16 protein-coding genes are annotated in these 14,623 nt (G+C 60.5%); 4 read left to right on the top strand and 12 right to left on the bottom strand.

All coding sequences use genetic code 11. The features are described 5' to 3' along the window. Nucleotides 1-12: 12 nt before the first annotated feature. The 3 genes from AC1DTN_RS17935 to AC1DTN_RS17945 all read right to left on the bottom strand — a co-directional run bounded on the left by AC1DTN_RS17935 (nucleotide 13) and on the right by AC1DTN_RS17945 (nucleotide 4,168). Nucleotides 13-939 carry a Gfo/Idh/MocA family protein gene (locus AC1DTN_RS17935; protein WP_477921929.1) on the bottom strand — a complete coding sequence of 309 codons (927 nt, stop codon included), beginning with the start codon at nucleotides 937-939 and terminating at the stop codon, nucleotides 13-15. Between the two features lie 196 nt (nucleotides 940-1,135). Next, nucleotides 1,136-3,022: an ABC-F family ATP-binding cassette domain-containing protein gene (locus tag AC1DTN_RS17940; protein ID WP_439014533.1), complete on the bottom strand. Its 1,887-nt coding sequence runs from the start codon at nucleotides 3,020-3,022 to the stop codon at nucleotides 1,136-1,138. Nucleotides 3,023-3,115: 93 nt separating this feature from the next. After that, complete coding sequence (locus tag AC1DTN_RS17945) at nucleotides 3,116-4,168, bottom strand: GGDEF domain-containing protein (RefSeq protein WP_439014534.1); 1,053 nt, start codon at nucleotides 4,166-4,168, stop codon at nucleotides 3,116-3,118. Nucleotides 4,169-4,432: 264 nt separating this feature from the next. Here AC1DTN_RS17945 and AC1DTN_RS17950 point away from each other — a divergent pair, with 264 nt between their 5' ends. Together AC1DTN_RS17950 and ndk are read left to right on the top strand one after the other, a co-directional pair. After that, the gene (locus AC1DTN_RS17950) at nucleotides 4,433-5,122 is read left to right on the top strand and encodes a glutathione S-transferase family protein (protein WP_439014535.1); all 690 of its coding nucleotides are present in this window, start codon (nucleotides 4,433-4,435) and stop codon (nucleotides 5,120-5,122) included. A gap of 80 nt (nucleotides 5,123-5,202) precedes the next feature. Then, nucleotides 5,203-5,625: a nucleoside-diphosphate kinase gene (ndk, locus tag AC1DTN_RS17955; protein ID WP_007820064.1), complete on the top strand. Its 423-nt coding sequence runs from the start codon at nucleotides 5,203-5,205 to the stop codon at nucleotides 5,623-5,625. Nucleotides 5,626-5,707: 82 nt separating this feature from the next. Here the strand turns inward: ndk and AC1DTN_RS17960 are convergent, their stop codons facing one another. Together AC1DTN_RS17960 and AC1DTN_RS17965 are read right to left on the bottom strand one after the other, a co-directional pair. Continuing rightward, nucleotides 5,708-6,214 (bottom strand): hypothetical protein, encoded by a 507-nt coding sequence (locus tag AC1DTN_RS17960; protein WP_439014536.1) that lies wholly within the window; start codon nucleotides 6,212-6,214, stop codon nucleotides 5,708-5,710. Then, the gene (locus tag AC1DTN_RS17965) at nucleotides 6,211-6,759 is read right to left on the bottom strand and encodes a CGNR zinc finger domain-containing protein (RefSeq protein ID WP_113323398.1); all 549 of its coding nucleotides are present in this window, start codon (nucleotides 6,757-6,759) and stop codon (nucleotides 6,211-6,213) included. Before AC1DTN_RS17965 ends, AC1DTN_RS17960 begins: the two co-directional genes overlap by 4 nt. Before the next feature lie 66 nt (nucleotides 6,760-6,825). Between AC1DTN_RS17965 and AC1DTN_RS17970 the strand changes: the two genes are divergently transcribed. Next, nucleotides 6,826-7,722 carry a branched-chain amino acid ABC transporter permease gene (locus tag AC1DTN_RS17970; RefSeq protein ID WP_439014537.1) on the top strand — a complete coding sequence of 299 codons (897 nt, stop codon included), beginning with the start codon at nucleotides 6,826-6,828 and terminating at the stop codon, nucleotides 7,720-7,722. On the opposite strand, the gene AC1DTN_RS17975 is transcribed toward AC1DTN_RS17970, so the two are convergent. The 5 genes from AC1DTN_RS17975 to AC1DTN_RS17995 all read right to left on the bottom strand — a co-directional run bounded on the left by AC1DTN_RS17975 (nucleotide 7,723) and on the right by AC1DTN_RS17995 (nucleotide 11,977). Then, on the bottom strand, nucleotides 7,723-8,184 hold the full coding sequence (locus tag AC1DTN_RS17975) for a molybdenum cofactor biosynthesis protein MoaE (protein WP_439014538.1): 462 nt from the start codon (nucleotides 8,182-8,184) through the stop codon (nucleotides 7,723-7,725). It abuts the gene before it with no gap. Nucleotides 8,185-8,218: 34 nt separating this feature from the next. Further along, entirely contained in the window at nucleotides 8,219-8,473 is a 255-nt protein-coding gene (moaD, locus tag AC1DTN_RS17980; protein ID WP_007820055.1) for a molybdopterin converting factor subunit 1, read from the bottom strand. Then, nucleotides 8,470-9,060: a CDP-diacylglycerol--glycerol-3-phosphate 3-phosphatidyltransferase gene (gene pgsA, locus AC1DTN_RS17985; RefSeq protein ID WP_113323400.1), complete on the bottom strand. Its 591-nt coding sequence runs from the start codon at nucleotides 9,058-9,060 to the stop codon at nucleotides 8,470-8,472. Before pgsA ends, moaD begins: the two co-directional genes overlap by 4 nt. A 110-nt stretch (nucleotides 9,061-9,170) precedes the next feature. Then, nucleotides 9,171-11,213 carry an excinuclease ABC subunit UvrC gene (gene uvrC, locus AC1DTN_RS17990; RefSeq protein ID WP_439014539.1) on the bottom strand — a complete coding sequence of 681 codons (2,043 nt, stop codon included), beginning with the start codon at nucleotides 11,211-11,213 and terminating at the stop codon, nucleotides 9,171-9,173. Then, nucleotides 11,210-11,977: an SDR family oxidoreductase gene (locus tag AC1DTN_RS17995; RefSeq protein WP_439014540.1), complete on the bottom strand. Its 768-nt coding sequence runs from the start codon at nucleotides 11,975-11,977 to the stop codon at nucleotides 11,210-11,212. The genes uvrC and AC1DTN_RS17995 overlap by 4 nt, the downstream gene beginning before the upstream one ends. 364 nt (nucleotides 11,978-12,341) lie before the next feature. On the opposite strand from AC1DTN_RS17995, the gene AC1DTN_RS18000 reads away from it, so the two are divergent. Next, a complete protein-coding gene (locus AC1DTN_RS18000; protein ID WP_439014541.1) occupies nucleotides 12,342-12,974 on the top strand; it encodes an outer membrane protein in 633 nt (210 codons plus the stop codon). Between the two features lie 112 nt (nucleotides 12,975-13,086). Here the strand turns inward: AC1DTN_RS18000 and AC1DTN_RS18005 are convergent, their stop codons facing one another. After that, entirely contained in the window at nucleotides 13,087-13,683 is a 597-nt protein-coding gene (locus AC1DTN_RS18005; RefSeq protein ID WP_477921934.1) for a glutathione S-transferase, read from the bottom strand. Between the two features lie 55 nt (nucleotides 13,684-13,738). Continuing rightward, a complete protein-coding gene (locus AC1DTN_RS18010; RefSeq protein WP_439014543.1) occupies nucleotides 13,739-14,608 on the bottom strand; it encodes a 23S rRNA (adenine(2030)-N(6))-methyltransferase RlmJ in 870 nt (289 codons plus the stop codon). Nucleotides 14,609-14,623 lie beyond the last annotated feature (15 nt).

The raw sequence follows: 14,623 nt of genomic DNA on the forward strand, positions 1-14,623 counted from the left end.
CCGTGAGGCCGATCAGTCGTAGAACGCCTCGACGAATTTGCGCTTGCCGAGCATGAAGGCATCGGCGACATGGCGCAGCGGCGCCAGATCGACATCCGACTTGYCGGCCTTGATGAGCTCGGCGAAACGGCGATAGAGCGACGGATATTCGGCTTCCGGTGCAGAGAATGTCAGCGCGCCATTGACCGAGAGCTTCGAGCCGCCTTCGGAAAGAACCATCTGTCCGGCTGCCGTCTCCGCGATGATGTCCCAGCTCTGCTTGCCCGTCTGGCGCCAGTCGAATTCGGCGTGAACAGGAACGTGATCGACATTGCGGAAATGCAGATCGGCAGCAATCGGCGAGTCGCGGTTTTCAGGGAATTCCAGCGTGCCGGCGCTAAGGAACATCGCCTTCGGCAGGATATGCGTGACGATCGAAAGCGCGTTGATGCCCGGATCGAAAACGCCGAGACCGCCGGCCTGCCAGATCCATTCCTGGTTCGGATGCCAATGGCGCACGTCTTCCTTCCAGATGACGTGCATGCTCTTGATCTCGGTCGAGGCGAGGAACGATTTGGCAGCTTCGACGGCCGCTGCATAACGCGAATGCCAGCTTGCAAACAGCGTCGCACCCTGCTTGTTCGCGAGGTCCTCCAGATCCGCCACTTCACTCAGCGTCGCGCCCGGCGGCTTTTCAAGGAAAACGTGTTTGCCGGCGGCCAGCGCCTTGTAAGCCGCTTCATAGCGATACTGCGGCGGCATGCAGAGCGAAACGGCATCGATCGATGGTTCGGCGTCGAGCATGTCGTCGATCGACGTATAGGCGGTAACGCCGTCGACCGTACCGTTGCGGCTTGCCGTCGCCACCAGCTTGAAATCGGCATTGGCAGCGATGGAGGGGAGGTGCTGGTCGCGGACGATCTTGCCGACGCCAACGATGGCGAGGTTGATGGCTGACATTGTAAAGCTCGCGTTCGGTGTTTCGCTAAAAGTATGACTTATTGCGCGCCGTTTTATCAGAAAGCGGTCTGCGGGCAAGTCTGGTCTTTAAGAACAGACGACGCGATTTTTGGGTAATTGTCTAGCTCTTGAAGAGCGCGATGGTTCTTGCGCCGCAGCAAAGTATCTAGAGACAGTTACCTGCGCTGGCGGAGTCTCAGCTCGCCATGGCTCCTTCATATTCAGCGGAGAGCTCCAGCCATTGCTCCTCGGCGGCAGCGAGCCTGGCGGCTGCTTCGCCACGCTGCCTAGCTTTGTCGGCGGCCTTGGCGGGCGCCTTTTCATAGAGCGCCGGATCCGCAAGTTCCGCATCAAGTGCCTGAATCAGTTTCTCCAGCTTGCCCGTCAAGGATTCGATTTCGTTGATCTTTTTCTTGAGGGGGGCGAGCGAAGCACGCCTGTCGGCATTCAGCTTGCGCTGGTCGGCCTTCGAGGACTGGTCTTCAGACTGCTTCTGTTTTTCGTCGTCTTTTTTTTTGCCGGAAGCGACGATCAGGTCGCGATATTCTTCCATATCGCCTTCGAAACTCGTCACCGTGCCGTTGTTGACCAGCCAGAGGCGGTCGACGGTCGCTTCGATCAGGTGCCGGTCGTGCGAGATCAGGATGACGGCCCCGTCGTAGTCGTTCAGCGCCTCGATCAGAGCGCGGCGGCTGTCGATGTCGAGATGGTTCGTCGGCTCGTCAAGGATCAAAAGGTTCGGCGCATAAAAGGCGGCGAGCCCCATCAGCAGGCGTGCCTTTTCGCCACCCGAAAGATCTTTCGCGGCCGTCGCCATCTTCTCGGTCGCAAGGCCCATCTGCGCCACGCGGGAACGCACCTTCGCTTCGGGCTCCGTCGGCATCAGCCGCCGCACATGTTCGACAGGCGTCTCATTTGGTACGAGATCGTCGAGCTGATGCTGCGCGAAGAAACCAATCTTCAGCCCCGGCGCCAGACGCACTTCACCGCTCTCGGCCGCCAGCCGTCCCGAGATGAATTTCGCAAAGGTCGATTTGCCGTTGCCGTTCGAGCCAAGCAGGGCGATGCGGTCGTCATTGTCGATGCGCAGGTTGAGCCCCTTGAGGATCGGCTTGCCGGGTTCGTAGCCGACTGCGCCGCCGCTGACCGCGACGATCGGCGAGGCCGGCTGCTTTTCGGGTTCGGGGAAGGTGATCGGCTGAACGTGATCCTCGATCACGGCCGCGACCGTGCCCATGCGCTCCAGCGCCTTGACACGCGATTGGGCCTGCTTCGCCTTGGAGGCCTTGGCCTTGAAGCGGTCGATGAAGCTCTGCAGATGCTTGCGCGCCGCATCGTTCTTCGCCTTGGCCTTTATCTGCAGTTCGTCGGCTTCCGCCTTCTGCCGCTCGAACTGGTCGTAGTTGCCGCGGTAGAACGTGAGCTTCTTCTGATCGAGATGCACGATCGAATTGACCGCGTTGTTCAGCAGATCGCGATCGTGGCTGATGATGATGACCGTGTGCGGATAGCGGCGGATGTAATCCTCCAGCCACATCGTGCCTTCGAGGTCGAGATAGTTGGTCGGCTCGTCGAGCAGCAGCAGGTCCGGCTCGGTAAAGAGCACGGAGGCGAGCGCCACGCGCATGCGCCAGCCGCCCGAGAAGGAGGATGCGGGCCGGGCCTGCGCTTCCTGATCGAAGCCAAGGCCCGAGAGGATGCTGGCGGCGCGTGCTTCCGCCGAATGGGCGTCGATATCGACGAGGCGCATTTGGATTTCGGCGATACGATGCGGATCGGTTGCGGTTTCCGCCTCGGCAAGCAGCGCGGCGCGCTCCTTGTCAGCAGAAAGCACGATCGTGATCAGCGAATCCTCGATTCCCGGCGCTTCCTGCTTCACCTGTCCCATGCGCGCATTCTTGGGAATCGATATTGTCCCGCTTTCGGCGCCGAGGTCACCCGTTATGACGCGGAAGAGGGTGGATTTGCCGGCGCCGTTGCGCCCCACGAGCCCGGCCTTCGTGCCTGACGGCAGCGAGACGCTGGCATGGTCGAGGAGCAGGCGGCCGGCAATGCGGGCGGAAATGTCTGAAATCGTGATCATGCGCGCGGTTTTGGCCGAAAGCCGCCGCCAAGGCAAGATGGATCAGCGGCGTGTTTGCCACTGTTTGCCATCAATAGCGCACAGCGGAACGCCTTACCGGCCGAAGGCTTGCACCGGCAGGCGCGGATTGGACTGGGCGGCAAGCAGCGCCACGCGTGCATTGGCCTGAAGCTGCCCGGGTGTGGCCGCATCGCCGCTCAACGCCACGCCGACCGAAATCGTCAAACCGCTTGCATCCGAAGTGTCCGACGCTGCGAAAACAAGATTGTCCTCGACGGAACTGCGCAGCCGCTCGGCGATCGCCAATGCATCCTGCTTGCCGACATTGGCAAAGAGGAAGGCGAATTCGTCGGCCTCCAGGCGCGCAATGAAATCGTTCTTCTTCACCGTCTTGCGGAAGAGGCCGGCAAGCTTCTTCAGGAGCTTGTTGCCGGTCTGCGCGCCGTAGCGGGCGGTAAGCTCCTTGAAATCGTCGATGTCGATCATGATCAGCGCGCTGCCGGCCGCACCCTCTTCCTGACCGTAGAGATCGTCGAGCGCACGGTTGAGTCCGATACGGTTGGGCAGGCCGGTGATCTTGTCCGTGATAGCAGCCGTCTGCACGGCGGAAATGCCACGCTCCAGCGCCGTCAGCCGCTCAATATCCTCTTCCAGCTTTGTGCCGATCGTTCGTTCTGCTGCAAGGACGGCCGAAAGCGAGGCGGCGAGATATTCGACCTCGGCCATGAAATCGGCAAGGCTCTGGTGCTCCTGCTGACCCGAGACGGATTTGAGGATGGTCTCGCAGGCGCGCGCAAAGGCCTGGTGATGCAGGCGCCCCTCGGCCAGTCGCTCCGCCGTTTCCTTAAGCATTCGGCTCGCCTCGTTGCGCGAGCGGTCGCCCGCCAGCCCGTAATGGCCGACAAGCCGGTAGCGCAGGCCGAGTTCGTCCAAGGCTTCCTGCTGCGGATGCGAACCGAGGGCTGCGATATCCTGCGCCAACCCGGCATTCAGGCCGATCAGTGCCTCGTGGAACAGTTCATAGTTGCGCGGCAGGCCCGCCACGTTCAGCCGCATCATGTGCTGAGCAACTTTCTGCACGTCGGCCGCCGGCGCCGGCCGGGTCGCCTCGTGCGCATTCAATGCATTTGCAACGGCACTCTGCATGACGATCCCCTCATTGCCGTTGGTTCTCTTGGGCCATCGGCTCTTCTGCTTCCGCTATGCAGGCAAGCTTTTAAGAGACATTGAATTTTCAAAGGTTGTGGGGCGGAAGCCGCAAAACCGGTTAATGCACCCTTGCTGCGTCCCGATCGGGAATGGCCGTGTCCGTTTCAGCAACAGACGCGATGGGCGCCATGAAAATTCCTGATTTGATCGCGCCGGCTTTCTGGCGTGGAATGAACCCGTTGCGATTGCGAAAGGATGGCCATGACCAGAGCTCTCTATTCCCTGTGCGGCGCCGACGCGCGTCATTTCTTCTCGCCGCATTGCTGGAAGGCGGTGATGGCGCTTGCCCACAAGGGCCTCGATTTCGAGGAGGTGCCGACGACTTATAGCCGCATCGCCGCGATCGGCGGCGGCTTCTCCAAGACCGTGCCGGTCCTGGATGACAATGGCCGGCTGATATCAGACAGTTTCGATATCGCCCATTACCTGGAAGATGCCTATCCGGACCGTCCGTCGCTTTTCGGTGGCGAGGGCGGCAAGGCTCTGTCGCGCATGGTCGAGGGTTATTCGCAGATGATCATCCATCCGGCGATCATGCGGATCGCGCTTCTCGATATTCATTCTATTCTCGATGAGGGCGACAAGGCCTATTTCCGCGTCAGTCGCGAAGGCCGCCTGGGCAAGCCGCTGGAGGATTTCGCCGCCGGCCGCGACGCGGAGAGAGAGGCCTTTGCCGCCAAGCTGGAACCGATGCGCCACATGTTGCGCTTCCAGCCCTTCATCGGCGGCGACAGCCCGCTCTTTGCCGACTACATCGTCTTTGGTGCGCTGCAATGGCTGCGCATCGCCGCAGGCCTCGCCATGCTGGCCCCTGACGACCCCGTCATGGCCTGGTTCGAACGCTGCCTCGATCTTCATGAAAGCCGGGGCCGGACTGTGACAGCGGCGTGAAATTGCCGGAGCCCCCTTGTTTTCGGGCGGTGAGGCGGGTAAAGACCGCCCACTTTTCCCTGAGTATGAGGATCCGAATTATGGCGATTGAACGCACCTTCTCGATGATCAAGCCGGATGCAACGAAGCGCAACCTGACGGGCGCTATCACCAAGATGCTCGAAGATGCCGGCCTGCGCGTCGTCGCCTCCAAGCGCGTCTGGATGAGCAAGCGCGAAGCAGAAGGCTTCTACGCCGTTCACAAGGAACGTCCGTTCTTCGGCGAACTCGTTGAAGGCATGACCTCCGGCCCGACCATCGTTCAGGTTCTGGAAGGCGAAGGCGCCATCCTGAAGAACCGCGAAATCATGGGCGCGACCAACCCGGCAAACGCTGCCGAAGGCACGATCCGCAAGGTTCACGCTCTGTCGATCGGCGAAAACTCGGTTCACGGTTCCGACGCTCCGGAAACCGCTGCCCAGGAAATCAAGTACTGGTTCTCCGACACCGAAATCGTCGGCTGATTCAGCCCCAGAGCATTCCCTCGGAATGCATTGAATTGACTCATGAAAGCCGGGTTCGTCCCGGCTTTTTTATGTCCCGGGTTCAGGCGGGGCATTTGTCAGTATTGGAAAAATCCGTCGATCCTTCAGATTTGAAAACCTCCGGGTTCTTCTCGTATCCGGCACCGAGAACCAGCGGCTTGCTCGGCAAGACACTCTGGTCGAGATCGGATTTGAACTGCGTCTTCAGCTCCTGCAAGAGCTTGCCGTCCTTGTCGACCAGCCTGACGGTGACGGCATAGGGCCGGTCCTTGCGCACGCAATGCAGGTTCTCGCTCTGGACTGAAATCTTGTCCTCCATCGGAAACACCTTCTGGTTCAGCACCAGCGGCGCTCCGCCCTGCGGGTTTTCGAATTCGGCGACGATGGTCGAGCCATCGGGAATCGGCGCCGTCTTCTTCAGCGTCAGCAGATAGGTGGCGCTTGCGACGCGGTAGTTGAAGACGAAGAGATGGCCCGTCACTTCCAGCATGCTTTCGGCCTCGCGCTGGCAGGCGGAGAGCACAAGCCCCGCTGCCGCTAGGGCCGTGATGATCGAGCGCCGCTTCATGGCGTCTCCTCCTTCTTTTTCCTCCGGTAATGCCTGTTGGCCTTGGCGCGGTTGCCACAGACGGCCATGTCGCACCAGGCCCGGCTTTTGTTCTTGCTGCGGTCGATGAACAGCCAGCCGCAATTGCCGCAAATCTTCATCCGCTCCGGATCGGGCATGGCGATCAGCCGTAGAACCGAATGGGCCGTCGCCGCATCGAGACCCTTTTCCTCAGCACCCCGCAGCGTGCGCGCCAGCGCTTCCAGCAGTTCGGCAAGAAGCCGGTCGTCATTGCCTTCGAGCACGCGTTGGCGGAAGTAGCGGTCCGTCGCTTCGCGCAGTTCGATGAAGTTGGCTCTATTCTGCGCTCCAACCGGCACTATGTCGCCAAAAAGTGCCCGTTCGGCGCAGAATTCCTGCGCCGCCTCGGGGAAACGCTCCATCTGCCCTTCGGCCTCGAAGCGGTCGATGCGGCGCGCAGTATCGTGACGCAGGATGACGCTGTTGGCGACATCGAGCGCCAATGCGCCGCCGGAAAAACGGTGAGGGGTCCAGGAGAAGCTCATGGGAAAAATATAACTGGTAAAGCACATTTTGCCAGTTATTATTTTAGGCCGATCTGGAGTGACCGAATGGCCTATCTTCTGCAGCAACTGGCGAATGCGGTACCGCTCGCAGCGCTCTACGCCACGCTTGCCTTCGGTTATTCGATCGCCTTCGGTGTCACCAAGCGCCCCGACATTACCTATGGGGCGATTATCGCCTTTGCCGGCCAGATCCTGCTGCTCTTCACGGATATGGCCTATAACCGCCTCTGGCTGGTGCTGCCGGCGGCGATCGCGATCGGCATCTGCGCCTCACTGATCTATTCGGTGGGGGCAGGGGTCTGGATCGGCCGCTTCGTCATGCAGCCGCTCGCCAGCAAATCGCCGAACACGGTCATCGTCGCCGCACTCGGCATGATGATCGTGCTGATGGAGACGGCGCGCCTTGCCGCCAATACCCGCGCCATCTGGTTGCCGCCGCTGTTGAGCGACAACGTGACCTTCTGGAGCGACGGCACCTTCAAGGTCACGCTCACCTATATCCAGCTTCTGGATACCGTCCTGATGTGCGCGATCATTGCGATCGGCGCATGGATCCTGAAGCGTACCTCCTGGGGCCGCCTATGGCGCGCGGTCATCGACGATCCGCTCGCCGCCGAACTCTGTGGCACCAGCGCCAGCCGTGTCTTCCTGGTGTCTTATGGGGCGGCGGCGCTCGTCGCCACCTGCTGTGGCATCCTTGCAACCTTCTATTACGGGTCGATGGATTTCGGCGCTGGGCTGATGTTCGGCCTCAAGGTGCTGCTGATCGCGGCCGTCGGCGGCTATTCCGATCCGCTGCGCTCGGCGGGTGGTGCCGCCGGTCTGGCGCTTGTCGAGACGCTCTGGGGCGCCTACGGGTCCTTCATCTGGCGCGATCTCGCCATCTTCTCGCTGCTAGTGTTCCTGCTGGTGCTGAGCAGGCGCGAGCGCGTCGTGCTCTGACTATTTCCAGCGGTCGCGCGCGGTGTTGTCGGCATCCTTAGCCGCGATCCAGTCGCCGGTGCCACCGTCCTTGCCGTGTTCCTTCTTCCAGAAGGGAGCCGAAGTTTTCAGGAAATCCATGACGAAGTTTGCACCGTCGAAGGCCGCCTGCCGGTGCGGAGCTGCGGCGACGACTAGCACGATATTTTCGCCGGCCGCGATCTTTCCGAAACGATGGATGGCGGTCAGGCCATCGAGCCCGAACCGTTCGATGGCGAGCTCGCCGATGCGGCTCATCTCCGCTTCGGCCATGACGGGATAATGTTCGAGCTCAAGCGCCGACAGTGTCCCGCCCTCATCGCGGCAGAGACCGGAGAATGTGACGATTGCGCCGATGCCGGGCTTGCCTTTGGAAAGCCGGTCAACTTCCGCCTGCAGATCGAAGTCCTCGCGCTGGACGCGGATGGTAGGGGTAATGGTCACAGCAGGCTCCTCCTCCCGGCGGGATTGGCTGTTCTCAGCCACCCGTCATCGGCGGGAAAATGCCGATTTCCTTCGCGCCTGTTATCGGCTCGTCATGCTCCACATGCTCCTGATCGATCGCGACCCGGATCACATCGGGATATTGAAGAGCCATCTCATATTCTTCGCCCAGGCCCTTCAAATGGTTCAGAAGATCGGCAACGCTGACGACGGAAGCGGGGAGGTCGATTTCCTCTTCTCCCTTGCCGATGCGTTCGCGCACCCACGCGAAATAGACAAGCCGTGTCATTCTTCGTCGTCCACCACGTGTTTCAGCCCGGCGCGGAAATAATCATAGCCGGTATAGATCGTCAGAAGTGCGGCGATCCAGAGGAGCGCGATCCCCGTCCAGGTCGTATAGGGGAAAATGGCGTCGCCCGCCGGGCCGGCAAGCAGGAAGGCAATGGCGACAAGCTGCAGCGTCGTCTTCCATTTGGCAATGCGCGTCACCGGCACGCTGACTTTCAGCCCCGCAAGATATTCGCGCAGCCCCGAAACCAGGATTTCGCGGCACAGGATGATGATCGCCGCCCAGAGCGACCAGCCGGCAATCGTGCCGTCGGCAGCGACCAAAAGCAGGATGGCGGAAACCAGCAGCTTATCGGCGATCGGGTCCAGCATGCGGCCGATATTCGACGTCTGGTTCCAGATGCGCGCGAGGTAGCCATCGAGGAAATCGGTGAGCGAGGCGATGACGAAGATCCACAGCGCCACCCAGCGCGCCGTATCGCTGCTGCTCAGCCGTCCTTCGATGAAGAAGCAGACAACGATCAGCGGCACCGCCAGGATGCGGCCGTAGGTCAGGAGATTGGGGATGTTATACGCACGCGATGCCATGATGCGGTTCTCTGTATTGATGCGGCGGTAGATGACGGCTTTGCCCCTCGACCGTCAACATTCTTTCTGTTTTTTCGCTGCCTTTGCGTGGAATTTGCGACCGGCACCGCTTATTTCGCGGCGTCGTCGTGAAAATGATTATAGACCTGCTTTGCGACGGTCTCGGAAATCCCTTCCACCGCCATGAGATCGGAAAGGGCAGCGCGCGACACCGCCTTCGCCGTTCCGAAGTGCTGCAGCAGCGCCCGCTTGCGGGATGGGCCGATGCCGCCGATCTCGTCGAGCGGGTTCTTGACCATCTCCTTCTTGCGCCGCGCCCGATGAGAGCCGATCGCGAAACGATGCGCCTCGTCGCGCATACGCTGGATGAAGTAGAGAACCGGATCGCGCGGCGGCAGTGTGAAGCTTCCCTTGCCGGGAGCGAAGAAACGTTCACGGCCGGCCTCACGGTCCACACCCTTGGCGACGCCGATGGCGATGACGTTGTCGGTAATGCCGAGCTCTTCGAGGATTGCCCGCACCGCCGTCATCTGCCCCTGGCCGCCGTCGATGAGGATCACGTCGGGCCAGGCCGGGAAGGGCATATCGGCCGCATCGGCAGCGGAAACCTGCGTGCTACGATCCGGGATGCCCTCTTCCTTGAGCAGGCGCGCGAAGCGCCGCGTCATCACTTCGCGCATCATGCCGAAGTCGTCGCCGGGCGTGATCTCCGTCGATTTGATGTTGAACTTGCGATACTGGTTCTTCACGAAGCCTTCCGGCCCTGCGACCACCATGCCGCCGACCGCATTCGTGCCCATGATATGCGAGTTGTCGTAGATCTCGACGCGCTGCGGCACATAGGGCAGGCCGAATGTGTCCTTGAAACCTTCCAGCAGCCGCGACTGCGAGGCCGTTTCGGCAAGCTTGCGGCCATGCGCCTCGCGCGCGTTGGCGACGACATGTTCGACAAGGTCGCGCTTTTCACCGCGCTGCGGAATGAGGATGGAAACCTTGTGCCCGGCCTTTTCGCTGAGTGCGGCGGCAAGCAGCTCCAGCTCCTCCACCGTTTCCGACAGCATGATCTGCCGCGGCACCGGCTTGTCGTCGTAGAACTGCGCGAGGAAAGCGTTCAGCACCTCGGCGCCGGAAAGCTGCGGATCGGCCTTCGGGAAGTAGGCGCGGTTGCCCCAGTTCTGGCCAGTGCGGAAGAAGAAGACCTGGATACAGGAAATCCCGCCTTCGTGATGGATGGCGAAGACATCCGCCTCCTCGACGCCGGCAGGATTGATGCCCTGGTGGCTCTGCACATGCGAGAGCGCGGCAAGACGGTCGCGATAGATCGCGGCGCGCTCGAAATCGAGGTCCTCGGCGGCGGCGTTCATCGCCTCCGCGATATGCTCCTTCACCTTCTGGCTCTTGCCGGACAGGAAGTCCTTGGCTTCCTGAACCAGCTCCGCATAGCCCTCGTCGCTGACCTCACGGGTGCAGGGCCCGGAACAGCGCTTGATCTGGTAGAGCAGGCAGGGCCGGGTGCGCGTCTCGAAGACGCTATCGGTACAGGTGCGGATCAGGAAGGCGCGCTGCAGCGAATTGATCGTGCGACCGACCGCGCCTGCCGAAGCAAAGGGGCCGAAATAATCGCCCTTGCGGGCGCGGGCGCCGCGATGCTTGAAGATGGCCGGTGCCCGATGATCGCCGGTAATCAGGATATAGGGAAACGACTTGTCGTCGCGCAGCAGCACGTTAAAGCGCGGCCGTAAGCGCTTGATGAGATTCGCTTCCAGCAGCAGCGCCTCTGTCTCCGTCCGCGTCGTGACGAATTCCATATTGGCGGTCTGGCGCACCATCTGGGCGATGCGGTTGGAGTGTACGCGACCCATCGCATAGTTACCGACGCGCTTCTTCAGGCTGCGGGCCTTGCCGACATAGAGAACGTCACCCGCCTCGTTGAACATGCGGTAGACGCCGGGACTGTTCGGCAGGCGCTTGACGAATTCGGCGATCAGATCCGCACCGACAAGGCCGGTTTCATTGATGCTGCCGGCATTCCAGTCGACCGACGCAGAAATCGGCGCGGCAGAGGCTTCGCCTTCCACCTCGATGATGTCGTCGTCGTTCTCGTCAGTCTCGTCGTAAAGAACACCGCCATCGGGCAGCTTCTTGGCATTCATTCCTTGATCTCCAGCACGTCCGGCGTCTGCCATGCGAGATGCTGGCCGCCGTCGAGTGCAATCATCTGACCCGTGATCGAAGGGGTCTCGAACAGAAAACGAATCGTTCGGCCGAATTCCTTGAGCTCAGGTCCCCGCTTCAAGATAAGGGCTGAAACCTGCGCTTGGAAGTCTTCCTGCAATTGCCGTTCGCTCGGCATTGTAGGGCCGGGGCCGATCGCGTTGACGCGGATGCGCGGCGCCAGCGCCTGTGCCATGGTCTGTGTCGCCGTCCACAGCGCCGATTTCGACAGGGTATAGGAGTAGAAGCTCGGCCGCAGCGCCCAGACGCGCTGGTCGATAATGTTGACGATCAGCCCTTCGGCCGTTTCCGGCAGCTGTTCGGCGAATTTAGCGGCGAGTATCGAAGGCGCGCGAACATGGACGGCGAAATGCTCGTCCCACACCTGCGCATCGAATTTGCGGAGCGAATCCTCGAGAAAAATCGACGCGTTGTTGACGAGAAGATCGATCGGGCCGAGCGCCTCGCAAGCCTTCCCGACAAGTCCTCCGGTCTCATCGATTTTGGCGAGATCGGCCTTGATCGCAACCGCTTGATGGCCCCTTTGCCGCAATTCCGCCACAAAATCCTCAGCCTCGGCGAGCGAGCCGTTGGCATGGATTGCGACCGAAAATCCATCAGCAACAAGGTCTTCGGCGATTGCCCGGCCTATTCTTTTGGCAGCACCCGTCACAAGCGCCGCGCGAAGTCTTTTCTTGGTCAAGATGCTGCCTTCTGGTCCAGCGAGTTCGTTTGCTGACTATATAAGGGCAGGCTCTGATTATATAAATAGGCCGAAAACATTGCCTGTTCGGTCCGGATATTCTATGTATTATTTGCGATCGCGATTTATTAAAATAAGTATTGTAAGTTTAACTGTTTATTATCCTTAATAAACGGTATGTTGCAGCCAAGCAACATCGAATTTCTGCCGCCGCGGAGCCACAATGATATCACAATTTGGCTCTTTCAAATCCGCATTTGCATTCCAATTTCTCTCTCGAACCGGAAGGGACATTTAGTAATCCCCCGTGAATGCTTCGCCGAAGTTTGAGTTGACGAGCGCGCGGGACTGAAAGGAGATAATTATGCGTATACTTTTTGCTGGTCTCATGGCTTCCGCTCTCGCCGTTGGCGGTTTCTCGGTAGCCCAGGCAGCCGATGCCGTGGACCAGGTCCCGCAGGCACCGGTCGCTGAGGACACCCCGGCTCCGGTCAACAACTGGCAGGGCTTCTACCTTGGTGGCGCCGCGACCTATAATGCGGGCAGCTTCGGTTCCGACCGCAACACCTATGATTGGGGTGGTCAACTCTTTACCGGCTACAATTTCCAGCAGGGCCAGATCGTTTACGGCGCTGAAGCCGATCTCGGTTATGGCAATGCAGACGTCACCCAGGGTGGCATCAAGAACAAGACCGACTGGAACGGCTCCGTCCGCGGCCGCGTCGGTTACGACCTGAACCCCTTCCTGCTCTATGGTACTGCAGGTCTGGCGCTCGCCAACACCAAGGTTTCCGACGGTACGTCTTCCGACAGCAAGACCGCCTATGGGTATACGGTCGGCGCCGGTGTTGAAGCTTTCGTGACCAACAACATCACGACGCGTCTCGAATACCGCTACACCGACTATCAGGACAAGGACTACAACCTGAACTCCGGCAGCGTTTCGCGCGGCTTCGACGAAAACAGCGTCAAGGTCGGTATCGGCGTCAAGTTCTAATTCGGATCACACCGAATACGAGAAAAGCCGGGCTTTGTGCCCGGCTTTTTTGTTGTCTTCGTCGATCCCAGGTCTCTCAGATCCTGCAGACCTCTCAGGCCCTTCAAATCTTTCAGGCTTGAGGCTTCAGCCGTTCATAGCCGTCGAACTTCTTCTCGAATTCTCCCAGCCAGCCGATCAGCTCGGCATGGTCTTCTTCCCACTGGCCCTTGAAGCGCAGGTCGAGGTAGCCGATCGTGGCGGCGAGTGCGAAATGCCCGCCATGCAGCCTCTTGCCGAGCTTCGGCGTATTGGCCGCCAGATAGTTCAGCGCGGTGGTGACCTTCTTCCATTGACGGTCGATCCAGGGCTGATGCACCTTTTCTTCATCGCGGAAGCGGCGCTCATAGACGATCGCCAGCAGGCAGTCGCAGAGGCCGTCGCAAAGCGCTTCCAGCACTTCGGCATCGGTGCGTTTGCCCTTCTTGGAAGGGTAGAGCGCGCCCTTCGTCATCCGGTCGAAATAATGCATGATGGCGATGCTGTCGAAGATGGAAACACCGTCATCCGTCAGCAGCGTCGGGATCTTGCCGAGCGGATTGTTGTCCACGAGGATCGCCGGTCCCGCATTCGTATCGACCCGTATTTCCGTGATCTCCAGGCCGAGATGGCGGGCAGCTAAGCGCACCTTGCTGGAAAAAGGCGAGGTCGGAGAGCAGAGAAGCTTCATGGGGCACCTTTTTGGTATACGGATGGCGCCGGACTATTCCTAGGCGCCGAGTCGGTCAATCGGCCTTGACAGGCTTCGTCTCTGCGCGCAGCCAGAAGGCCCGTTGCGAGGCGAAACGGTCCTGCGCCAGATGGTCCTTCAGGGCCGGCAGCAACTGGTGCAGCTCGTCCTTCAGCGTGAAGGGCGGATTGACGATGATAAGGCCCGAGCCTGTCAGCCCTGTCGTCTCTCGGTCGCTGCGCACGGCAAGTTCGGCGCAGAGTATCTTCGGAATGTCCGTCGCCTGCAGCGCTTCGTGGAATTCCTTGATCGGCGCACCCTTTTTCAACGGATACCAGAGGCAATAGGTGCCGCCAGGAAAGCGCCGATAGGCCCTGGCGAGGCCATCCACCAGTCGTTCATATTCGCCGTCCTCCTCGAAAGGCGGATCGACGAGCACGATTCCGCGCTTTTCCTTCGGCGGCAGATGYGCGCCGAGCGCCAGCCAGCCGTCAAGCTCGGTGATGCGCGCATGGTGATCGCCTTCGAAGACGCGGTGCAGCCGGACAAAATCTTCCGGGTGCAGTTCCATCGCCGAAAGCCGGTCCTGCGGGCGGAAGAGCATGCGGGCAAGCTTCGGCGAGCCGGGATAGAAGCGCAGGCCGCCCTGCGGGTTCAGTTCGCGCACGGCAGAGAGATAGGGCTCCAGAAGCTCGGAGACCTGCGGCCCAAGATCGGTCTCCAGGAGCTTGCCGATACCATCATGCCATTCGCCGGTCTTCTGCGCTTCCTCGGAGGAGAGATCGTAGAGGCCGATACCGGCATGTGTGTCGAGCACGCGGAAGCCCGCGTCCTTCTTCTGCATGTAGCGGACCAGCCGCGCCAGCACCGCATGCTTCAGCACATCGGCAAAATTGCCTGCATGGTAGATGTGGCGATAGTTCATTTTCGCTGATGCCTG

The sequence above is a fragment of the Rhizobium sp. 01T444 genome (genome assembly GCF_056398305.1).